Here is a 23,614-nt window from a genome sequence, read left to right on the forward strand (position 1 = left end):
TATGAAGAAATTTGTACAGAATATCGTGACATTCTCGTTGCGTAATACCACTTTCGTTTTATTTGGTGTATTTATATTACTCTTTTCGGGAATATATGCGCTGTTTCATACGCCAATTGAGGCTTTTCCCGATGTTACAAATACCAGAGCGCGTATTATTACCCAATGGTCGGGACGAAGTGCCGAGGAGATGGAAAAACTGGTTACGCTTCCTATTTCTAAGGAGATGAACAGTATCCCGCGTAAATCAAATATTCGTTCGATTTCGTTGTTCGGTCTTTCTGTCGTGACCGTGCAGTTTGAAGATGGGGTGAATGATTTTTATGCACAGCAATATGTTTCCAATAAACTTGGTGGTGTCGACTTGCCAGAGGGGGCTAATGCAGATATTGAACCACCATCGGGTGCGACGGGCGAGATTTTTCGTTACATCATTAAGAGTGATCTTCCCCTAAAGGAAATCACGGCCATGCAAGATTGGGTGATTGAGCGGGAGTTGTTAGGCGTTCCGGGGGTTGCAGATGTGGTAAGTTTTGGTGGAGAACAAAAGATTTATGAAATACGAATTAACCCAACAGAATTAAAGAATTTTGACCTATCACCGTTGGATGTTTTCGAAGCCGTTTCTAAGTCTAATATTAATGTAGGAGGGGATGTTATTGAGCAAGGTGATCAAGCGTACGTCGTACGGGGGGTCGGACTGCTGGATAAGTTGGAAGATATCGAAAATATAACGGTGGCCCTTAACGGATCGACACCGATCTTAATAAAAAATGTGGCCGAAGTCAAGGTCTCGCACAAGCCGAGACTAGGGCAGGTGAGTTACAACGATATGGATGATGTGTTGGAAGGTATTGTAATTATGTTACGTGGGCAGAATCCGTCCGAAGTGATTGCAAATTTAAAAGCAAAGGTGGAGGAGTTAAACACACGGGTTCTTCCGGACAATGTCAAGATTGAAGCGATTGTGGATCGTACCGAGCTTGTCAACACCACGGTACGAACTGTTTCAAAGAATCTTGTGGAAGGAATTCTTCTGGTTTCCCTGATTGTTTTTATCTTCTTATACAACTGGAAATCAACCTTGATTGTGGCTTCGGTTATTCCACTATCCTTCCTCTTTGCAATTATTATGTTGCGCATTCAGGGATTGCCCGCCAATTTAATTTCTATGGGATCTCTGGATTTTGGCTTATTGCTCGAAGGAACCCTCGTGATTGTCGAGACGGTCTTTGTGGCCATGGCGACATTGTCGCACCGAGTCGGACCTGAACGGTTTGCAAAGATGTCGAAACTGGGAACGATTAAAAAGAGCGCAGGAAGCGTCGCTTCCTATATCTTCTTTGCGCTTCTCATTCTCATTGTTGCTTTATTGCCGATTTTCTCTTTCCAAAAGGTGGAAGGGAAGATGTTTACGCCCTTGGCATTTACATTGGGCTATGCTCTTTTGGGGTCCCTGTTATTAAGTTTGACTTACGTGCCCGCTATGTGTAAATTGCTGTTTACCAAAAATATGGAAGAGCGAGAAAACTTTGTAACACGCTTCTTTAACCGTTCTATTTACGGTTTATATCGTATTTCTTTTCGATTTAAGAGAGCATCGATCACCGTTTTTATCTTGTTGTTTGGGCTCTGTGTATTTAAATTTATGCATTATGGTTCTGAGTTTCTTCCAAAGCTGAATGAAGGTGCTATTTATATACGAGCAACATTGCCCAACAGTATTAGCTTAAAAGAGTCTACGCGATTAGCCAAGGAGATGAAAGGCATCATGGAGAAAGATATGCCTGAAATAGATTTTATCTTCACACAAACAGGAAGACCGAACGATGGAACAGATCCTACAGGTTTCTTTAATATTGAGTTTAATGTTCAACTTAAGGATGAAAAGACTTGGGATCGTAAGATCAGTAAGGATGAGATCATTCAGGAAATGCGGAGCCGATTGAATCATTACCCCGGGATCAATTTTGGATTTAGTCAGCCGATACAAGATAATGTGGAAGAGTATGTCGCTGGGGTAAAGAGCTCTTTAGTTATTAAGATTTTTGGGGATGATTTATTTGACCTTGAAAAGTACGCTAATAAAGTTGCCGCATCGATCAATAAAGTGGAGGGGGTTACAGATATTAACGTGTATAAGAATATTGGTCTTCCAGAACTGCGTATCCAGTTGCATGATAGCAAAATGGCTAAGTATGGGGTGAGTACAGCGGATGTTCAAGCCGTAATTGCCATGACTATTGGGGGACAAGCGGCCACTAAGTTTTACGAAGGTGATCGACAGTTTGATGTGGTGCTCCGATTTGAGGAACAATATCGAGATACGCCAGAAAAGATCGGTAATATTTTAATCACAACGAGCAACGGACAAAATATCCCGCTCCAGGAAATCGCAACAATCGGCTATCAGACTGGTCCCGCATTTATCTATAGAGAGGGTAATAGCCGGTATATTGGTATTGGTTTTAGTATTGAGGGGCGAGATTTGGGAAGTACAATCCAAGAAGCTAAGTCAGTCGTTGCGCGTGAAGTAAAACTCCCGCGAGAGAATCATATGGAATGGGCAGGTGAGTTTGAGAGTAAGGAGCGCGCCACAAAACAGCTTGCAATGGTCGTTCCGATATCATTGGTGCTGATTTTACTGTTGTTGTATTTTAATTTTGGAAATCTGAAGGATACTGCAATTTCTTCGTTGACACTTGCTTTTGCCTTTATTGGTGGGTTTATCTCCCTTTGGACCACGGGGACTATTTTTGGCATATCTGCCGGTATTGGTTTTATCATTTTGTTTGGTGTTGCCACGATCGATGGAATTGTGTTGATCGGGGTTATTCGGGATAATCTTAAGGAGCGAATGCGGCTGTTAGATGCTATTGATCTTGGTGTGAAGAGTAGGATACGTCCTGTTGTGATGATTGCATTAATGGGATCCATGGGATTACTGCCTGCGGCTATGTCGACGAGTATGGGGTCTGAAATCCAAAAACCTTTGGCGATTATGATTGTAGGTGGATTAATTATTTGTTTGATTCTTTCTTTTACGGTCGTGCCGATTGTGTTCTACCTGGCAAACCGCAAAAGTCACGATTGATGACATTAGGACGACGGATGAATAATTTGAAAATGAAATTTTTCCTACAATAATGCTTACCTTTGCGCCATGAAGAAAAAGGATAGCAAGATAATGAAAGAGCCTACGTTTGAACGTCCTGTAGAACGTCATTTTTATTATTTGGATCAGAATTTTGCTGTAGGTAGTAAAATTGGTTATGCGATTTCTCTTGTTCTTTTGTTTTTTGGTGTGATGGGGTTGGTCTGGATGATCCCATTTCCACAATTTAATTTCTTAGTTCGTATGAATATGCATACTTTTTTGAACTGGGGTTCGTTCTATATTGCGGTAGTCATCTATCTCTATCTGCGGTTGGCACCCACGTTATCGTATGCGATGTTATTTACGATCGGTATTATGAGTTTTTTTGTGGTGCAATTGGAATATCTGGAACGCGATGGCGGGCCTGCAGTGTGGTTAGTATGTGCTTTGTTGGCATTGATTGGCCTCGGTGGTTTGTTTGCCATCACGCGAAAAGAAAAAAAAGCAGTCTACGGACGGGATCTATGGCATTTGATATGTATTGGTCCGATTTGGTTATGGTCAAAAGTGTTTGACAAACTGAAAATTAAGTACTAGAAACCCATTAAAATAAGTATAATTTATCTATCCCTCGGCTTTCCATAGTCGAGGGATTTTTTTTAGTTCAATACCTCAAATAACCACTTAATAGTTCCTGCTTGCTTAGAAATGAATAATATCTGTCTTAAACGGATAATTTCGGTTAAGGGGTGGGGAATATGTGTTAAAACGAATCGTATTTAACTTGCTACTTTTGGTATAGCTAAGTTGTGATAGGTATTATATCCAGAACCCTTACTTACATTTTGACTTATATTTTTAACCTATCTTTGCAACAAGGGTGCGGAGATAGGTTTCTTTATTCATACACGATGTTTAAAATAATTTATAGAGCGATTTCAACGGTTGTGGTGCTAATCGGTGCAACCTGTGCTGTATACGCACAAAAATACCCAATCGATACGTTGCAGTATCAGGGGACCGATAAGAAGGTGGTAAACTTGGTTATTTTGGCGGATGGCTACACGCAACAGGAGATGGGGGCTTTTCATGAAGATGCCAAACGGTTTACAGACTATTTTTTTAAGACGGAGCCTTTTCGTCAGTACACCAATTTCTTTAATGTGTTTGCTATAAATACGCCCTCGAAGGAATCGGGAGCGGCCCACGCTGGAACGGCAGATGATTGTCCAAAGGTTGAACATGGGCACAAAGACTTGCCGGCGCGGTTTAATGATTTTCCGAAACGTATCGCTGTTCCAGAAGCACAGCCGAATACTATTTTTGGTAGCAGCTTTGACAACTATGGCTTGCACCGACTTGTAATTCCGCAGAAAAATGATGTCATAGAAAAGGTCTTAGCGGATAATATACCCAATCATACGCAGGTTGTTATATTGGTTAATTCTCCATTTTATGGAGGCTCTGGTGGGAAGTACGCAACGGCCACAGTGAATGCCTCCAGTAACGACATCGCGGTACACGAGATCGGCCATTCTTTTGCGATTTTAGCTGATGAGTACTGGGCAGGGAATCAATATGCGATAGAAGGACCTAATAGAACACAATCGGCCGACCCTAAGCATGTGCCTTGGAGGCACTGGTTAGGTATTAACGGGGTGGGAATCTATGCTTATGGTGGAAATAATTCGCCTGCCAAGTGGTTCCGTCCACATGAGTTTTGTAAAATGCAGTATCTGGTTGCCCCCTTCTGCAGTGTCTGTCAAGAAGTATTTGTAGAAACAATTCATCAAAAAGCCGATCCGATAGCTGGAACGAAGCCTGCTTTAGATACGCAAGTTGATGCTGCTTCAGTGGGGTTGTTTGCCTTAAAATTGTTGAAGCCCTCTCCAAATACGTTACGCGTGAAATGGTTTTTGAACGACATACAGATCGCAAGCGATTTAGATTCTATTTATCTGAACCCGGGTCAGTTTGATGTTGGAAATAATGTGCTACGTGCAGAGGTTCGCGATACGACAACTTTAGTGCGTACACCAAGTAAGCAAATTTATAGCTATGAGGTGAAGTGGAATATTAATGCCAATATGGAATATGCTATGCGTTTACCTGCGTCGACTTGGGGCGATACCTTGGAAACATGCTATGCCGGTTATCAGGCGCTGAGCATGAAACAGCCAGAAGCCGGAGTGCAGTATAATTGGTACGATAGTGTTGAGGGTAAAACGCCCTTTGCAGTAGGTACGAATCTGGTGAGCCCGAAATTAACGAAATCTACAGTCTATTTTGTAGAGAGCGTTTGGAAGGGTAAAAAATCAGATCGTGTGCCAATTAGTGTGGAGGTGTTGCCGCAAATCCAAGCGCCTAAGAACTATAAGGTTGAGAAACAAAAGGATGGAAAAACTGTTACTATAACATTGTTGGAAAAGGCGGACACACGGTATAGCTTCTTATGGAAGAAGATGGATGGAACAGTTTTGTATGAATGGGATGAGTTCAGCGATGAATACGTACGCAGTGGGAAATTTAACAACGTGATGCGGTTAAAGATCGGGGATGGAGAAAAGCACATATCGGTGCAGAAAGTCGATAATGAGATGACCTGTGTGAGTGCACCTTTGATTATTGAAATTAAGTAATATTATAACGTATTTTTCGTTATTTAAGAAGGATTTAATATTTGCTTGGGCAAAATACGTATATTGTTAACTAGTATGTGTTAACATATTTTGCCCGACAAAGTCGAACTTTATATCAAAAAAATATAAGCTATGTTGAAAGGATTTTTTAATGTTCCTGTGCCGACAAACGAACCTGTTTATTCGTATGCACCTGGAACTAAAGAAAGAGAATTGCTACAAGCAGCTATTGCTGAAGCACGAGCGCAAGAGGTGGATGTACCGATGTATATTGGTGGTAAAGAAATCCGCACGGATAAGTTAGGTAAGTTAACGCCTCCACATGACCATAAGCATGTATTGGGCCAATATCACCAAGGCTCGAAAAGCCATGTAACAGACGCAATTAATGCGGCGTTAGCAGCTAAGGCTGATTGGGAAAACCTACCATGGGAGCAACGTGCTGCTATTTTCTTAAAAGCAGCTGAATTAGCTTCTTCGAAATATCGCTATAAATTAAACGCGGCGACTATGTTGGGTCAGTCTAAAAACCCATATCAAGCAGAAATTGACTCGGCATGTGAATTTACTGATTTCTTGCGCTTTAATGTCGCATATATGACAGAGATCTATGCACAACAGCCACCAGCAAATAGTAAAGGTGTGTGGAATAGGGTAGAACAACGTCCGCTAGAAGGATTTGTTTTTGCACTTACGCCATTCAACTTTACGGCCATAGCAGGTAACTTACCTTCTTGTGTTGCTATGATGGGGAATGTTGTTGTTTGGAAACCTTCTAATACGCAGATTTATTCCGCAAATGTATTGATGCAAATCTTTAAAGAAGCAGGTCTTCCGGATGGCGTTATCAACTTGATCTACGTCTCGGGCCCTGATGCAGGTGATGTAATTTTCAAACACCCTGATTTCGCAGGTATTCACTTTACAGGATCTACAGGTGTATTCCAGGATATCTGGAAAACAATCGGACAAAATATTCATCAGTATAAAACCTATCCACGTATCGTTGGAGAAACAGGTGGTAAGGATTTTATCCTAGCACACCCTTCAGCAGATATCAATGTGTTGAATACAGCGCTAGTGAGAGGTGCTTTTGAATACCAAGGACAAAAGTGTTCGGCAGCTTCTAGAGCTTATGTACCGGCTTCATTGTGGAATGAGTTGAAAGGATTGATGGAGAAAGATATTAAATCCTTTAAGATCGGTGGTACAGAAGACTTCAGTAATTTTATTAATGCTGTTATCGATGAGAAAGCATTTGATAAAATCACGAGCTACATTGATAAAGCGAAGTCTTCAAAGGATGCTGAAGTGGTTATTGGCGGTGAATATGACAAGTCAACTGGATACTTTATCCATCCCACTGTAATCTTAGCTAAAACCCCTGATTACGAAACATTGTCGGAGGAATTGTTTGGCCCTGTTTTGACAATTTATGTATATGATGATAACAAGTGGGAGGAGACCTTGAAGCTCGTTGATCAAACATCGATCTATGCTTTAACAGGTTCTATTATCTCGCAAGATCGTTATGCAATTGACCAGGCAACAAATGCGTTACGCAATGCGGCGGGTAACTTCTACATCAATGATAAGTGTACAGGTGCCGTTGTAGGTCAACAGCCTTTCGGTGGCGCTCGTGGTTCAGGAACTAATGATAAAGCGGGGTCGATGATCAATTTATTACGTTGGGTTTCTCCACGTACGATCAAAGAAACGTTTAATCCTGATACAGATTATAGATATCCTTTCTTAGGTTAATAACCTGTTTAAAGGTTGCTTAGGCACTTTGTATAAAGGGACTAAGCAACCTTTTTTGATAAACCTTTCCTTGCTGTTCTGCACATATTTGGCTAGTATCATTTGTACATGAAAAATCAAGAAACGCGGAAACCGATAGAATTTACGGTCCCTGCACATGGTGATGGCGCTTTTTACACGATGGAAGATATCGGGACTGATTTTTATGGTTATTACCATAGACATCGGGAGTTTCAAGTAAGCTATATTGTAAAAGGTAAAGGGTCGTTGATGCTTGGAAATTTGATTAGACCCTGTGATGAAGACGAACTTTTCCTGATCAAGCCGAATGAGCCTCATCTTTTTTTTAAAGATGAAAGTCTGGCCGATAACAGTACGGTTCATATCGTTCATTTGTTTTTCTCCCTCGAGAAGCTCCGTTCTTTCTTTGATATGACGGAATTACATGCGGTAAAGAATTTATTCTATAATTTGGATACAAGTAAGTCGTTACCTGCCTCTTATGCGCATGCAATCAAAGAGCTTTTTGTGAGTTTAAATGCAGAAGAAGGAGTTTCTAAGCTGTTGAAGGTTATTCAAGTTTTTCGTTTTTTACTGGCTCAAGAGAAGCATTATGTTTCCATTTATTCTGGCCTTAATAAGGTTGATTTTCAAGACTCAGATGGACTTCGCATAAATGCTGTTATTAAGCATGCTTTAGATAATTATAAACGAAATGTAACCGTGGAGGAGGTGTCTTCTTTGATCCATATGACACCCACTGCTTTCTGTAAGTTCTTTAAGAAACATACAAAGAAAACATTCGTTGGATTCTTAAATGAAATTCGGATAGAAAAGGCGTGTCAGGTGTTGGTGAACAAACGGACGGAAAATATCTCAGAGGCTGCTTATCAATGTGGTTTTAATACAGCAGTTCATTTTAATCGCGTTTTTCGAAGCATAATGGGAATATCGCCGAGCCAGTTTATTTTAGCACATACCGTGCACGAATAAAAGTGAAGAAGTTAAGGGGGTAAGAAGTGTAAGCAGGTTTTTCAACTTGTGCTTTTATTGTAATATGGGACACAAGCTACAAGCTCGCGCCAGCGGAGGCTTGTAGGAGGTGGGGGACTGTAAGGGTAGCCCCTAAGATTACTTAAAACTAGGAACTACCCATTAATATCTATCGCACTACCAACCGTCAGATACAAAATATAGCTGCGCTGAGTCCTCCGAGGTTTGTGTCTCTACAGCAAACTACAAACTATAAACTACAAACTACCAATTACCAATTACCAACTACTTCTTGTCACTTCCCGAACGTTTCAGGATCATGATTGCTTCGTATTGTTTACCGTCAAAATGTGGCGTATCAATAGTCAGTGCAGTTGGGTAGGGTTTTTGTTTATCGAAGAAATACACCTTTGTCATACTGCCATAATCATTTGTGGGAAACAAATCTGCGCAGGCTTCAAAATCTGCCTGTCCAATATCGCCGACTGCGACAGCATAAATTCGGATAATACCACCCTTGTTTTGTTCATTACGTACAAAAGCGACTTCCTCAAACTTGCCAGGTAGATCTTTGATGGAAGGCTGGTTAAAAGCTTCCCAGATACCATATCCGAGGATGGCTACCAAACCAATAACAATCCACCAATACCGTTTTTTCTTTGTCATCTACGCTGTTATACTAATTCCTAATAGTTTGTAAAACTCTTTTAATATAGCTTGGTGTCCAGGCCATGCCGGCGAGGTTACCAAGTTTCCATCAACGATAGCTTGATCTGCTGGGATATTCTTCCATGTTCCGCCTGCCAGTTCGATATCTGGACCAACGGCTACGTAAGCGGTTAAGGTACGCCCTCCCAATACACGTGCTGTTGTGAGGACTTGTATTCCGTGGCAAATTGCAGCAACGGGTTTATTCGTCTCGAAAAAGTGTTGTGTAAATTCGATTACCTTTTTGTTTAAACGGATATACTCCGCTGAACGGCCGCCTGCAATATATAAACCATCGTAATCCGCGGGATTTACACTATCGAAATCTTTATTGATTCCGAAATTATGTCCACGCAGTTCTTTATACGTTTGGTCTCCTGTAAAATCGTGTACCGCAGTGGGTACGACATCTCCTTTTTTACGATCCGGCGCAATAGCATCGACCTCGATACCTATTGATCCCATTGCTTGGAATGGTACCATTGCTTCGTAATCTTCAACATAGTCACCAACTATTAATAAAACTCTCTTAGCCATAATATATATTTTTTAGTTTATGTTTCTTTTATCTAGAGTATCTATACACAGGCATATACAACCAGCACACAATTGAAATAAATATTGCGCGTGATTGCTGCTCTAACACCGTTACTCAGCAGACTCTGCAGCTAACATCCGTTTTGTTTTTCGAACTTTTGCTTCTAGCTGACTACGGAGGAGCACATCTGTAACACCTTTGCCATCTTCGAAGTTTTTGTTGAATTCAGGTAAGCTAAAGGTTTCCAATACTGTCGCGCCATCATAGGGCATGCGCGCTGTTGCGATATCCAAAACCGATTGTCCGCCGCGCCGACCTTGACTGGTCGCCATGATAAATACTTTTTTGTCTTTATATGGTAATCGATTGGGGATGCGCGAAACCCAGTCGATCAAGTTTTTGTACGCCGCATTATAATTACCGTTATTCTCAGCAAAAGAGATTAAAAGAAAGTCTGCTTCATCAATTTTTGCAGCAAAATCGTAGGCCAGTTGAGGAATACCACTCTCTTTTTCTCGATCTTTCGAGAAAATTGCCATCTCGTAATCGTTAAGATCTAAAATTTCAATCACATCGTCTGGTTCCTTGTAGTATTTACTGACACTTGTTACCAGCCTTTTATTGATAGAGTTTGAGCTGTTGCTCCCTGCAAACGCTAATATTTTCATACGTTAAATTTAGACATTTTTTTTATCTTGTGTGGTCAAAATAAACACACATTATGCCTAATAAAAATCTAAACCTAACCTTTTTTTGTTTGCTAGTCTGCTTATCTGTTTTCTCACAAAAGAAAAACGAACTTGTGTGGCGGACTCCCGAATTTGTGCAAGGACAAACCACCACAGAAGCTACTGCGAAGTATGGCCGTTTACCGGATAATTTACAAGCGGAAGTGCGTCCTCCAGTGTGGTATTTAGGTACGAATAGTGCTGGTTTGCATATTGACTTTACAACCGATGCTGATTCTATTGTTGTGCGCTACAAGGTAAAGGGAGCACTCAATATGCCACATATGCCGTCCACCGGAGTAAGTGGAGTTGATCTTTATATGTTGGATCGCAAGAAAGGAGGGTGGCTGTGGTCTGCTGGAAACTATTCGTTTAAGGATACAATCAGCTATACTTTTCGAAGCATAGGGTCTGATTTAGACCGTCTTTATCAGCTTTATCTACCCCTATACAATACGGTGGAGTGGATGGAGATCGGTGTACCCGAAGGGCGTATTTTTAAAGAAGTGCAAAGTAATAAAAAGCCCATTATTATATATGGTACATCCATTGCACAAGGCGCTTGTGCTTCTCGCCCGGGTTTAGGGTGGACAAATATTTTAGCTCGTAATTTACAGTCTCCCGTGGTTAACCTCGCTTTTTCGGGGAATGGTCGTTTGGAAGATCCTATTTTGGAGCTTATAGCAAAGGCAGATCCGAGTATAATTGTATTAGATTGTCTTCCAAATTTAGGTGTTATTCCGGAGCGATCTGAAGCACAGTTAGATAGTTTGGTGTATCATGCCTTCAGCTACCTACGAAAGCATCATCCGCATACACCGATCGTGCTTACGGAGCATAGCTCCGGCTTTAATAGTTCTATATTGAACCATGAGCTTAATGCGAGATTTGAACAAACCAGTCGTGTTGGACAACAGGTTTTTCGTCGCCTGAAGCGAGATGGTTTTAAGAATATTTACTTGCTTAGCAACAGAGAAATTGGTTTGGATATTAATTCTACAGTCGATTATGTGCATCCCAATGATATTGGGATGATGAAGATCGCCGATGCTTACACCAAGCTTCTTCGTAAATTATTGTAGAAAGATCCTATAAAAAAGACCCCTCCAAGAAATAGGAGGGGTCTAGATATAATAGGTGGTTAGTAGTCTATCTTAAAATTAGCGTAAGAACAATAGTTCACGTAATTTCGGTAATGGCCATTTTGCGTCGTCGATAATCTTCTCTAATTTATTAACGTGGTAGCGAATCTCATCAAAATAAGGTTTCACCACTTCATCGTAGCTGATAGAGCGTTCACGAATATCATCAATATTGTTCGCCGTTTTACGCGCTTGTCTCATTGCTTCCGCTTGTTCCAAGATAATGTTCGTATGTTTCGAGATACGTTCGACTAAGTTTAGCTGTGAGCTGTAAGCTTCTTTTGCCAATCCTAAATCTTTCAGACCTTTAACGTTCGAAATTAACTCATTTTGATATACAAAACATGCTGGGGCAATTTGGCTCGTCACAACTTCACCGATAATACGCGCCTCAATTTGTAGTTTTTTATAAAAATTCTCTAATAAAATTTCATGGCGTGCTTCTGATTCACGCTTGTTATAGATACCTAAACGTTCGAAAAGCGCAATTGTTTCGTCCTTAACATAAATATCTAATGCTTTTGGCGTTGATTTGATGTTTGAAAGACCACGAGTTTCCGCTTCTTTCGCCCATTCATCGCTGTAACCATTTCCTTCAAAACGAATTGCTTTAGACTCTTTGATGTATTTACGGATAACATTCAATAAAGCAAGATCTTTCTTCGTGCCTTTTTTGATCTGTTTATCTACTTCATTTTTAAACTCAATCAGCTGAGCCGCTACGATTGCATTTAAGATCGTCATTGGTTGTGCTGAGTTTGCAGAAGAACCTACGGCACGGAACTCAAACTTATTGCCTGTGAAAGCAAAAGGAGAAGTGCGGTTACGATCTGTGTTATCTAGTTTTAATTCCGGTATTTTAGGAATACCATGCCAAAGGTTGGCATCATTTTTTACTTTTTTAGCTACGCGAGCAGACTCTACCTCGTCTAAGATTTCATCCAGTTGAGAACCTAAGAAAATAGAGATAATTGCCGGAGGTGCTTCGTTGGCACCAAGACGGTGATCGTTACTATGGCTCGCTATTGACGCGCGTAAAAGATCTGCATATTCAAAAACAGCTTTGATTGTGTTCACAAAGAAGGTTAAGAACATCAAATTGTTTTTAGGCGTTTTTCCTGGAGATAGTAAGTTAACGCCTGTGTTGGTAATTAATGACCAGTTGTTGTGCTTGCCTGATCCATTAACGCCACTATAAGGCTTCTCGTGTAACAATACTTTGAAGTGATGACGGATTGCAATCTGCTCCATTAAGTTCATCAACAATTGATTGTGATCGATGGCTAAGTTCATTTCCTCATACATCGGTGCACATTCAAATTGTGAAGGAGCAACTTCATTGTGACGTGTCTTTAATGGAATACCTAGTTTTAGGGCCTCATTTTCCAAATCAACCATATAAGCAAGAACACGCTCCGGAATAGCGCCGAAGTAATGATCTTCTAATTGTTGCCCTTTTGCAGACATGTGGCCGAATAGAGTACGACCTGTAAACTGTAAATCTGGACGTGCATTGTATAAAGAAAGGTCAACCAAGAAATACTCTTGTTCGATACCAAGCGATGCATTTACCTTCGTGATTGACTTATCAAAATATTGTGCAACCTCTGTTGCAGCCTTATCGATTGCAGCAGTAGCTTTTAATAAAGGAGCTTTATAGTCTAACGATTCACCCGTATAAGAAACGAATACCGTTGGTATGCAAAGCGTTTTACCTGCAACTGTTTCGAAGATAAAAGCAGGAGAGGACGGATCCCAAGCTGTATAACCTCTAGCTTCGAATGTATTACGAATACCACCATTAGGGAAAGAAGAAGCATCAGGTTCTTGTTGTACCAAAGAATCACCAGAAAACTTTTCGATAGCCTCACCATTGTCATCCGGTTCGAAGAAAGCATCGTGCTTTTCAGCTGTTGTTCCTGTTAGTGGTTGAAACCAGTGCGTATAGTGCGTTGCACCATTTGCAATAGACCATATTTTCATTGCTTGTGCGATATGCTCTGCAATCTCTCTGGAGATTTGGCTTCCTGTTTCTATGCGCTGAACGAGTTCTTTATAGGTGCTTTTCGAAAGATAATCTTTCATCTTAGCAATTGTAAATACATTCTTAGCGTAAATAGCGGTTGCTTTTAAGGTCTCTACTTTTTCTGCTTCATCCAACAGTCTTGATCCTGCTGATTCGGTTGCTTTAAATCTTAAACTTGACATTTTTCTTGGTAAACTAAGTTTTGTTATACAGTTTATGGGTGTTTTGTTTTGTAAAATTACATTAATTTTTAAAAAATCAATAACAAAATGTAAAAATAAAGGGATTGTGATGTTTAAAATGTAAAAAGGCTTATTGTTTTGTAACAATAAGCCTTTTTTGATAATATTTTTTTAATTTTTCTATTGAAAACCCCAGTCTATTCCTTTTTCTATTGCAGGAACTCCAGTTGTTATCCATTTTGGAGCTGCTTTTCCTTTTAGATAATGGTCGAAAAACTGAGCTTGTCTAATCTGGATATCTTTTCTATTCTGTCTTTTCATTAAATTATGCTCATCATTGTTATAATTTAACATCCAAACAGGTTTTTCCAGTCGACGTAAGGCCGTAAACATTTCAATTCCTTGGTACCATGGCACAGCACCATCATTGTCGTTATGCATAATAACGACCGGTGTCGTTACACGGTCCATATAAAATAGAGGTGAATTCTCCAGGTACAGGTCTTTTGCCTCCCAAAGCGTTTTCCCGATACGTGATTGTGTGCGTTCGTATTGGAATTGACGGGAAAGCCCCGTCTGCCAACGTATGCCACCGTAGGCTGATGTCATGTTTACTACAGGAGCACCAGTCCATGCTGCAGCATACATATTGGTTCGGGTAATCAGGTGAGCAACCTGATAGCCACCCCAACTTTGACCTTGAATTGCCATTTTTGTCGAGTCAACCCATGAGTTTTGTGCTAAAAAGCGCATGCCTGAATTAATGTACTCTTCGGCAGATTTACCTGGGTGCCCAATTTCATAACTGATGTTTGGTGCAAAAACAAGATACTCGTTACTTACGAAGTAAGGGATATTCAATCGTGAAGGTGTTGGTGCCGGTGCTTGGTACGTATATAATCCATCCGTTAACTTTTCGTAAAAATAAGCGATAATCGGATACTTTTTATTCGGATCAAAATTCTCTGGTTTATACAAAATCCCTTCGGCAGCATAGCCATGAGGGGTGGTCCATTGCACTAATTCCGCTGTTCCCCAATTGTAATCATCCTGTTGCGGATTTATTGTGGTAAAACGTTCTTGTTTCTTGAAATTATCGGTTACATATAAATCTGGTGAAGAATTATAGTTTTCTTTTGTAAAAGCGATAGTTTTTCCGTCCTCTGAGGCATTAAAAGCTTTAAAAGTATAAGATTCACTTGTTAATTCTGTCGGTTTTCGAGTTTTTGCCGCATTTATCACAGAAATACCATTGTATTTGTTGTTTTCATTAAAACTTGTGATATATATATCCTTCTTGCTTGGGATAAATGTGGTACGATAACGAGGATTATCGTTCTTGGTTAGATCAATATAACGATATACTGTTTTAGAAGCACGTCCTTCGCCATTAGTAAGTAATTGTTTATCCTTACCATTTAGCGCGAAACGCCAAATATCATAGCGGTCATATATGTAAATATGGTTGCCGTCTTCAGACCATCCCATGGTACCATATGGACTTGCGTAGGTTGGTGAGTCATTTTCTTCATCAACAAAACTAACGGGAATACCGTCGTTAAGTACAATACTTTTTTCGGTACTTATAGCGTAGCTGTGCCAATTTCCTTTTTCGCGGTCAAAGTAAACGACATGTGTGCCATTTGGGTTAAGGAAAGCTTGGCCAGCAAAATTTTTAAGGATAATTTTTTTGCTTCCATTAACTGTTGAGACAAGGTATAAATCACTTAGGGTGCTGGCTTCCCATTGGGATGCAATGCGATTACCAAAATCACTGCTTGCCAACATCCACTCATTCGTACCTGTTTCAGAGATACTAGAGCGGTTAAATTTATCGTCGACTAACGCGAGTAAGCGGTTCCCACTTTGTAGCGAAATAACGGCCGGATAGTTTTTCGTCTGATCGTTTTTGAGGTTTACGAGCTGCTGCGGCTGTAAGTAGTCATCTTTCCAGTGCCAGATATCTACCTGCGCATGTTCGAAGTCGACCAAAGTGGTGTCTTTTACAGCAGGAATAGGGGCGAGGCCGAAGTATAAGCGTTGACCATCAGCGCTAAAATTAAGCTTTCCATCACCACTCACATACCAATTTTGAGGAACACCAGATGTACTTTGTTGGGCCAGTACACGAGCGCTATCTTGTGTCGGCGTGTAATAGTATAGCTTAAAATCTTTTAACAAAGCTTTTTCCGGAGATTTATCCGCCAAGAAAGTTAGTTGCGTGCTTTGATCATCAAAAGTTAACTCTTTATATGTACCCTTGCCGTTACTTATTTTCTTAAGCTCTTTACTTGTTAGGTTGTATAGATAGAGACCATGGTCATTTGAAACGGTATCTTTTGCTTCATTTTTTTTGGTAAAAGCGATGAAGTTTTCATTGGGACTCCACGTATATTGATCCGCTTTTAGGAAATTTAAGGTATCTCCGGTAGCCAAGTTCCGTACCACAAGAGCGGGTAATGTTTTTGGCTTTGCAGCTTTTTCCTTTTTGGTGGTATCAACGGGTGCTTCTATCTTAATATCCGTTAGGTAGGCGACAAAATCATTCTTTTGCCAAGCCATCTTAAAGGACTTTACGTCTGGAGTTTTCCAGGTCTCTTTTGTACTTGTATTATATATAAAGAGCGAATCTTTTGGCATATCATCCGCCTTTTTCTTTTTTATTTTTGCCTGTCTTGTTTCTTGGAATAAAGGCTTAATACTACCGACATAATAGCTTTCATTCTTTGCTAGTTTTACATTGGTAGCACGAGGTACACGGACCAGAATATTATTGTCTTTTGTTTTTACTTCAAAAATACCATCTCCCTCCTGTGGGTTGATAAGGAAGCTGATGAATCGTCCCGATTTGCTCACTTCAACATTACTGATACTTTTCCAGCTATCATACACACTGTGATCCAGCGGTTTCTTCTGTGCATAGCTTACACTGACGGTAAGCAAGGATATGCCCAGAACGGCTTTTTGTAGATTCATAGATTAAAAAATTTCGAATTTGAACGTAAAATATATAAAAATGCGTAGATTCAACCTAGTGTTTTAACATTTTTACACGTTGTACTCTATGTAATTGTCGTTATGAAATCAAACAGTATTATTATTGCCGTTATTGCAGGTCTATCTGTAATTATATTTGGATGGGTATTGGGTAATGCCTATAAGTTCAAATACAAAGTTAATAACACCGTTAATGTGACGGGGAATGCGAAGAAGGATTTTGAAGCCGATATCGTAAAATGGTCTGCTTCCTATAGTCGTAAATCAATGGATCTAACGCAAGCTTCAGAACAGCTGAAGCAAGATCGAGATTTAGTTAGACAGTTTTTGGAAAAGCAAGGAATCAATCCGAAAGAGATCTTATTTAATGCCGTCAATATTAATAAAGAATTTTCTTACCACTCCGATGGAAGTGGCAATAGCTACAATACATTTACAGGCTATAGTCTGCTACAGAATGTCAGTGTAGAGTCTAAGGATTTAGATAAAGTTGATAACGCTTCGCGCGAAATATCGACGCTTATCTCGCAAGGACTAGAGCTGAGTTCGAATTCACCGAGCTATTATTATTCCAAGCTCGAAGATTTGAAGCTGGAACTAATTTCACAAGCTTCTGCAAATGCAAAACAACGTGCTGTCAATATTGCAAAAGAAGCGGGTTCCTCCTTAGGGGATTTGATCAAAGCCGATTTAGGTATTTTTCAGATCACCGGACAGAATGATAATGAGGAATATTCGTATGGAGGAGCGTTTAATACCTCTTCGCGAAGTAAGACCGCTAATATTACAGTGAAGTCCAGCTATGGTGCGAACTAAGATTTAAAACTATGTAAGAGCATTCCTGCGATTATTATCGCTAGTCCAATGAGCGATACTGGTGTCGGGAATGCTGCATGTAAAATAACCACTTCACCAACAAGAGCGAAGATTACTTCAGTCGACTGCGTTGCTTCTACAGCCGCGAGACTTTTATGTTCTTGACGGACGAGTTCGGTTGCTTTAAAGAACAACCAGGTTGCAATGACACCAGAAAAAAGAGCAACAATAAAAGTTTGACTTAACAAGGAAACGGTGGGGGCTGGTTGTGTAAAGTAGCCATAGACGCTCCATAATAGCCAAAAAGGCAAGCTGGCCAATGTCATCCCAAATAGTCGTTGCATCGTTGTTAATCGACCCTGCGTTAGCTGCATCATTTTTCGGTTGCCTAGAGGGTATGCAAAAGCAGCCAGTAAAACCGGGACTACGCTACTCAGAAATAGATCAAAAGAAAGTGCTTTTGCTTCCGGTAATTGCAAGAGAACAACGCCAGAAATAATGAGTAAAGAAAAGAGCCAAGTCTTTAGTGAAATGCGCTCTCCACGCTGTAGGAACGGTGTTAAACAGATGCCTGCAATGATTGTTAGCTGCCAGGTTCCAGCAACTAACCAGGCGGGAGCATAAGAGGCTGCATAGATAATCCCAGCGTAGAAAATGCCAAAGCCAATACTGCTCCATAGCAACCATTGCCCCATATTTTCACGCATGACAACCCAAAGGCTGTGGAGTTCTTTCCGGCCTAGAATAATAGGAAAAAGAAGGAGTGCCATCCAGTAGTATCGGAATGCTGCCGCCCATATCCAAGAGCCTCCGGCGTCGGACATTGATTTGTTTAAGACGAAGGTCACCGCAAAAAATAAGGCTGATAAGAGGCCAATTAGAATAGCTTTTTTCTTCATTTTCCCAAAGCTGGCGAACTAAAGTAGTCCTTTTGATTCTTCCATTTCAAAGACCGAATCTATTTTCCAGTTTGCTTTGTCTTTGGATGCTTTAACCGCAAGCTGATCACAGCGTTCATTGAGTGGATGCCCTGCATGCCCTTTTACCCAAACTAGCTTGACGTGGTGATGTTTATATAGATTCATGAGGCGTAACCATAGATCTTTGTTTTTTTTGCCTTGAAATCCTTTTTGCATCCATCCGTACACCCATTTTTTGTCGATCGCATCAATCACATACTTGGAGTCTGAAAAAATGGTCACCTGTTGGTGTATATTTTTTAAGGCTTCAAGTCCAATGATAACCGCAAGAAGCTCCATTCGGTTATTGGTAGTCTTCCGAAAACCACCCGAAAATTCCTTCTCTATCAACTTGCCTTGAAATGCAGGGTTAGATCCTTGATAAATGGTTCTTAGTATTGTTCCATAGCCACCAGGACCAGGATTGCCGCTGGACGCTCCATCCGTATATAATTCTATCATTGTGTTCCAAACTTAGATAAATTTGCTTTTACTCACAACAGAATTAACTTGTTTGTCCGTTTAGATGTTGTCCTTCACGTAGTTCTAGTTCGTTATATTGCCGGCGAAGTTATCCTGTAGTGAGTTTGGCAATGATTAAGGAGATTGTCATGATTTTAATACGTTCTAACTGTTGTTGCTTCCTAAATATATGTATATCTTAATGGCAGATTAATCGATTTAGTTACTTATGAAAATATTGAAAAAAGTAAGTTTGGCAATGCTTCTTCTAACGGTTGGGGGATCCGGTTTTGCGCAGGATAAAGTACAGGCGCCGAAAAAGGAGGAACCGAAGATGGAATGGTTTGATGATGCTAAGCTTGGGATTTTTATTCACTGGGGAATTTACGCTGTAGAAGGGATTTCGGAATCATGGGCGTTTTTTAATAATTATATTAGTCATGATAATTATATGAAGCAGCTGGAAGGATTCACAGCCTCTCGGTACAAACCATTAGAATGGGTCAACCTTATCAAAGAGTCCGGTGCAAAGTATGCCGTTATTACGTCAAAGCACCATGACGGTGTTTCGCTGTGGGATTCAAAGGCGGATCAAGCAACGACCACGGTAAAGCATAGCGCTGCGCGGAAAGATGTACTCAGCCCTTTTGTAGGAGCTTTGAAAGGAGCAGGCTTGAAAACGGGCATTTATTTTTCACTCCCAGATTGGAGTCATCCATATTATGATGTAAACACAAGAACCAGAAAACGATATCTGCTTAAAGATGAACCACAGCGCTGGAACAATTTTGTAAACTATTACCAGAAGCAGTTAACGGAGATATCTGAAAATTACAACCCAGACCTTATCTGGTTTGATGGCGATTGGGAGCATAGTTCCGCGGAGTGGCAAGCACCGCAAACACTAGCTTTATTACGGAAGTACAATCCAAATATTATTATCAATTCACGTTTGAATCACCATGGCGATTATGATACGCCAGAACAAGGTGTACCGGTGGTAAAGCCGGAAAGCCGTTATTGGGAGTTGTGTTATACGATGAATGATTCCTGGGGTTACCAACCTTTTGATACACATTATAAAACACCGAATATGATTGTCCGCACGTTAGCGGATTGTATAGCTATGGGAGGGAACCTGTTGTTAGATATCGGCCCGAAAGCAGATGGAACTATTCCGGAAGAGCAAGTTGCCATTTTAAAGGAATTAAAACGATGGACAGGTAAACATGGGGAGGCAATTTATGGGACAAGAACGGGATTAGATCAACGATTTGGTCGGCATAAGACCGCCTTTTCGAAATCAGGAAAGACCCTTTATGTTTACTTAGATGCGAAATCATCCGATATTTCTTTCCTAGGGTTACAATCGAAACCTAAAGAAATCCGTGTGGTAGGGCAGCCTAAATCTTCTAGACCTTTGGCTTTTACATACAATGGATATGACCTTACAGTAGATCTTTTGACGGCAGCTTTTGATGAGGCGGTGACCGTAGTTGCCATCGATTTTGCGGAAAAGCCAGTTTTTGATTTGAATAGAACGGTAGGAAAACCATCGTTGCCCGGAATTTTAAGCCAGTCTGATGCACGTCAAGCTATTCAGGATGTAGTACGGTGGAGTGATTTCGGTGCTAATTTATTAGAGGGAGCAATCACGGAGGATGGTCAACTATTGCGTAAAGATTTAGTCTTTAACTCGCCCGAGGTTAAGGACTGGGTAATGAAGCATGCAGAAATTTTGCATGATGCATCAGCGGGGATACCTGGTGGACATTATACGGGATATTCTGCCTTATCTAAAGATAAGCAGAGGCTTTATCTTTTTGTAGACGGTGTACCAACCGGCCCCATTGCTTTAAAAGGAGTTAAAAATACCATTGCACGGATTCGTATTGTTGGAGAGGGCTCCATGTTATCACATCAAATCTTTAATAAGCTGTATTGGAGTGCGATACCAGGTATTATCTATATCGATGTGCCAAAAGAACGGTTGGATAAGAAAATGACGGTAATTGCTGTTCTCTTGGATAAACCTATTGAATTATATCGTGAGAAAGTAGGGGCAATCGAAAGTAATCTGTAATTTATTCTAATTTAAGCGCCCAATAAAAATATCCCCACTTCTAGGGATATTTTTATTGGGCGCTTTGCGTTATCTTTAATCCGTGGATCGATTCCCTGTAATTTTATAAAAGGATACAATATGTTTAAATATAGTATAATATTTTTTTTACTCACTTGCAGTTCGGTCATGCTTTTCGCGCAAGAGGATGGAGTAACGAGTTCACAAAATTGGAACGAAATGATACAAGTAAATTCAAATTTAAAAGAAACAAATACAATAAGGATCTTTGATAATCCAAAAAAAGTATATCAATTAGAACTGAAAGATAATAAGCCATATAATGGCTATGAAATTAGCGACGAAAAACTCTTAGGTGAATTGAATTATGTCAATTTTTACCAAAATGGAGCATTGGTTGCAAAATATGCTATTGACTATCTTCGAGCCGATGGAACATCTATTCCTGTTGAATATACATTAAAAACAACCTATCAAGATAACAACGTAATAAGTGGACCGGTATATCGCGAACTGCCTCAAAATTTAGTTTTGATAGAGCAATATCAAGAAGGAAAGCAAGTAGGTTTTTTTCTGGATTTATTTGCTATGCATTATTTTAATAGATTGAGCTTTCAGCTGAAAGGGGATATGTTGTCCATTACTAATTTACAGACAGAAAATGAGGTTAGGGTTTATAAAAAGAATGAGATCTTAGAGGCTGAATACTACGTTCGTAAAAAATTAATAGCAAAATCAAAAAGAAGCGTAGAGAAAAAAGATCAGATTGTACCCTATGCGTCCAAAGTTTACTATGTAGAGGGGCAGGCATTAAAAGAGTTTATTTGCGTGATACATACATCTGCTGATTTAGAGGAAGTAGAGGACGATTTCTTACCATTATTGTTTACACAGTTTTCATTCGAATTTAATGGGGATCTTGTGGATGTTTTGAAAATCTGCAATTTATTTTTTAGCGATGCAGAGAATTTAAAGAAAACGGATTTGGGTCGAATATTTGATTCTTATATCGTTCCATATAAAAGAGAAAACTATCTTGCCATGGTGAATTATGATGCGAAAGGTCAGCCCTACGAAGGTCAAGTGATTAGTTCTTTAACATCAGGCGGGTACGAGGTTCTAACCTATGAGAATGGAGCATTAAAAGATAAAAGTGTAATCAGCAACTTGACTGTACTTAAAACGGAAGAATAGATAAAATTAGGACGCTTCAATAAATTTTTAAGACAACTTAAATAGTGGATAATAAAGAAATTTGGATAACGGATAACACGCTTTTTTACAGAGAAAGGGGAGGTATGGAAACGGCAAATATTGGTGCCCTCCGATATGCTTATGCACAGGTCTTAGGGGGTGTTCCTTACTTATTTCTTTTTGCTGATCATCAACATTACATCTCGACAGAGCTGCTAGGCTTTGAGGACGTATATCGTGAACTTTCCAAACTTTTTCCTTTGGATAACCAAGCTTTTCTGCGGGTATGCAAAGAAAAAAAAGAGGATGAAAAAGTGAAAATATGGGCAAAAAAGGAATCTCAAAACTATCAGATATTACGTGAATACGATAATAACACTGATCTAGGTTATGAAGTCTATACAGAACCTAAGAGAACAATAACTTGGGACACAACGTATGAAGAGCTAGAGGCATCTGGTTTGGTAGAAGGTTATTTTAGTGATTATGGCACTAAATATTTACGATTCAAACATCCCGTGCGAATCGAAGGGGTATTGATCAATCAATTAGAATTGTATGTTGATAATGTGCTTCCCAATCGTCCAATCATGGAATATTTCGTTGATCTTTATGATGAGACCAATACGGATAAGAGTTACAAAGAACTTCGTGAACTCTGGATAGATGAGGGAGTCGATATCGATCAATATGGTTATGAAAGGAGTGACCAATGTTATCTACGGTTCGAGTTTACGGATGGTATAGATGCTTTAATTTGCTATACCTACGACGAAGAGTCGGGATATGATGATGGAAGTACCTCACTTCATTTCTACAATGTTCGGGAATATCCCTCCTTTTTAGAAAACAAAGCGTATGAAGATGTGATGGAAATTTCTGATTTTATGTCGTTTTGCAAGCCACTGGATATTAGCATTAGTCATATGGATAATGATGGCATTAAACATATTCCACCAAAAGCAAAGGCACTTTTAAATGCTAAAAGTGGCATTTGGGTGGATCAACTGAATCAAAAGGTGGGATTTGTAGGTGTGGATACGGCCTTAGTTTTAGATAGTAGACAAATTGCACACTTTGAATTTCAAAATGTACTTCCAGCGAAGGGAGGTGGATATGCTGACTTTACGGTCCACCTCACGACGGGAAACTATCTATACATCTTTACGGAAGACACCTATTACTTCGATCAATTTGCTGCCCGGCTACGTCAACTGACAAGAAAAAAAGTTATAATTCCTGAAGCGTATTATAACTGTTAAAGGGGCATCTATATTTATTGTGTATCA

Annotated in this window: 17 protein-coding genes; 10 read left to right on the top strand and 7 right to left on the bottom strand. The window is 40.0% G+C overall.

Annotated elements, in window-relative coordinates; translation table 11 throughout:
- Position 1: 1 nt before the first annotated feature.
- The 5 genes from B9Y69_RS10415 (at position 2) to B9Y69_RS10435 (ending at position 8,490) form a co-directional block, all read left to right on the top strand.
- The gene (locus B9Y69_RS10415) at positions 2 to 3,094 is read left to right on the top strand and encodes an efflux RND transporter permease subunit (protein ID WP_085472876.1); all 3,093 of its coding nucleotides are present in this window, start codon (positions 2 to 4) and stop codon (positions 3,092 to 3,094) included.
- A gap of 69 nt (positions 3,095 to 3,163) precedes the next feature.
- Positions 3,164 to 3,694 (top strand): DUF962 domain-containing protein, encoded by a 531-nt coding sequence (locus B9Y69_RS10420; protein WP_085472877.1) that lies wholly within the window; start codon positions 3,164 to 3,166, stop codon positions 3,692 to 3,694.
- A gap of 314 nt (positions 3,695 to 4,008) precedes the next feature.
- Positions 4,009 to 5,736 carry a M64 family metallopeptidase gene (locus B9Y69_RS10425; RefSeq protein ID WP_085472878.1) on the top strand — a complete coding sequence of 576 codons (1,728 nt, stop codon included), beginning with the start codon at positions 4,009 to 4,011 and terminating at the stop codon, positions 5,734 to 5,736.
- Between the two features lie 132 nt (positions 5,737 to 5,868).
- Positions 5,869 to 7,497 carry an L-glutamate gamma-semialdehyde dehydrogenase gene (gene pruA / locus B9Y69_RS10430; protein ID WP_085472879.1) on the top strand — a complete coding sequence of 543 codons (1,629 nt, stop codon included), beginning with the start codon at positions 5,869 to 5,871 and terminating at the stop codon, positions 7,495 to 7,497.
- Between the two features lie 108 nt (positions 7,498 to 7,605).
- Positions 7,606 to 8,490, top strand: coding sequence for an AraC family transcriptional regulator (locus tag B9Y69_RS10435; protein WP_085472880.1), 885 nt, complete (start codon positions 7,606 to 7,608; stop codon positions 8,488 to 8,490).
- Between the two features lie 285 nt (positions 8,491 to 8,775).
- Here the strand turns inward: B9Y69_RS10435 and B9Y69_RS10440 are convergent, their stop codons facing one another.
- From B9Y69_RS10440 to B9Y69_RS10450, 3 genes are all read right to left on the bottom strand, one after another.
- The gene (locus B9Y69_RS10440; protein WP_085472881.1) at positions 8,776 to 9,156 is read right to left on the bottom strand and encodes a hypothetical protein; all 381 of its coding nucleotides are present in this window, start codon (positions 9,154 to 9,156) and stop codon (positions 8,776 to 8,778) included.
- A complete protein-coding gene (locus B9Y69_RS10445; protein ID WP_085472882.1) occupies positions 9,157 to 9,735 on the bottom strand; it encodes a DJ-1/PfpI family protein in 579 nt (192 codons plus the stop codon).
- 111 nt (positions 9,736 to 9,846) lie between these two features.
- Positions 9,847 to 10,404 (bottom strand): NADPH-dependent FMN reductase, encoded by a 558-nt coding sequence (locus B9Y69_RS10450; RefSeq protein WP_085472883.1) that lies wholly within the window; start codon positions 10,402 to 10,404, stop codon positions 9,847 to 9,849.
- Positions 10,405 to 10,457: 53 nt separating this feature from the next.
- On the opposite strand from B9Y69_RS10450, the gene B9Y69_RS10455 reads away from it, so the two are divergent.
- Positions 10,458 to 11,546, top strand: a complete 1,089-nt coding sequence (locus tag B9Y69_RS10455; protein WP_085472884.1) for an SGNH/GDSL hydrolase family protein — start codon at positions 10,458 to 10,460, stop codon at positions 11,544 to 11,546.
- 78 nt (positions 11,547 to 11,624) lie between these two features.
- Here the strand turns inward: B9Y69_RS10455 and B9Y69_RS10460 are convergent, their stop codons facing one another.
- Both B9Y69_RS10460 and B9Y69_RS10465 read right to left on the bottom strand, forming a co-directional pair.
- The gene (locus B9Y69_RS10460) at positions 11,625 to 13,814 is read right to left on the bottom strand and encodes a glutamine synthetase III family protein (RefSeq protein WP_085472885.1); all 2,190 of its coding nucleotides are present in this window, start codon (positions 13,812 to 13,814) and stop codon (positions 11,625 to 11,627) included.
- Positions 13,815 to 13,994: 180 nt separating this feature from the next.
- Positions 13,995 to 16,790, bottom strand: coding sequence for a S9 family peptidase (locus B9Y69_RS10465; protein WP_085472886.1), 2,796 nt, complete (start codon positions 16,788 to 16,790; stop codon positions 13,995 to 13,997).
- A gap of 102 nt (positions 16,791 to 16,892) precedes the next feature.
- Between B9Y69_RS10465 and B9Y69_RS10470 the strand changes: the two genes are divergently transcribed.
- Positions 16,893 to 17,627, top strand: a complete 735-nt coding sequence (locus tag B9Y69_RS10470; protein ID WP_085472887.1) for an SIMPL domain-containing protein — start codon at positions 16,893 to 16,895, stop codon at positions 17,625 to 17,627.
- Here B9Y69_RS10470 and B9Y69_RS10475 read toward each other — a convergent pair.
- Together B9Y69_RS10475 and rnhA are read right to left on the bottom strand one after the other, a co-directional pair.
- On the bottom strand, positions 17,624 to 18,526 hold the full coding sequence (locus tag B9Y69_RS10475) for a DMT family transporter (protein ID WP_085472888.1): 903 nt from the start codon (positions 18,524 to 18,526) through the stop codon (positions 17,624 to 17,626). The genes B9Y69_RS10470 and B9Y69_RS10475 overlap by 4 nt on opposite strands.
- An 18-nt stretch (positions 18,527 to 18,544) precedes the next feature.
- Entirely contained in the window at positions 18,545 to 19,048 is a 504-nt protein-coding gene (gene rnhA, locus B9Y69_RS10480) for a ribonuclease HI (protein ID WP_085472889.1), read from the bottom strand.
- Positions 19,049 to 19,277: 229 nt separating this feature from the next.
- Here rnhA and B9Y69_RS10485 point away from each other — a divergent pair, with 229 nt between their 5' ends.
- From B9Y69_RS10485 to B9Y69_RS10495, 3 genes are all read left to right on the top strand, one after another.
- Positions 19,278 to 21,131: an alpha-L-fucosidase gene (locus B9Y69_RS10485; protein ID WP_234991198.1), complete on the top strand. Its 1,854-nt coding sequence runs from the start codon at positions 19,278 to 19,280 to the stop codon at positions 21,129 to 21,131.
- Positions 21,132 to 21,350: 219 nt separating this feature from the next.
- Entirely contained in the window at positions 21,351 to 22,325 is a 975-nt protein-coding gene (locus B9Y69_RS10490; protein ID WP_144036546.1) for a hypothetical protein, read from the top strand.
- A 104-nt stretch (positions 22,326 to 22,429) separates the two neighbouring features.
- Complete coding sequence (locus tag B9Y69_RS10495) at positions 22,430 to 23,587, top strand: hypothetical protein (protein WP_200811783.1); 1,158 nt, start codon at positions 22,430 to 22,432, stop codon at positions 23,585 to 23,587.
- The last annotated feature ends 27 nt before the right edge of the window (positions 23,588 to 23,614 follow it).

Source organism: Sphingobacterium psychroaquaticum, assembly GCF_900177625.1.
In the GTDB taxonomy this organism is placed as follows: Bacteria; Bacteroidota; Bacteroidia; order Sphingobacteriales; family Sphingobacteriaceae; genus Sphingobacterium; species Sphingobacterium psychroaquaticum.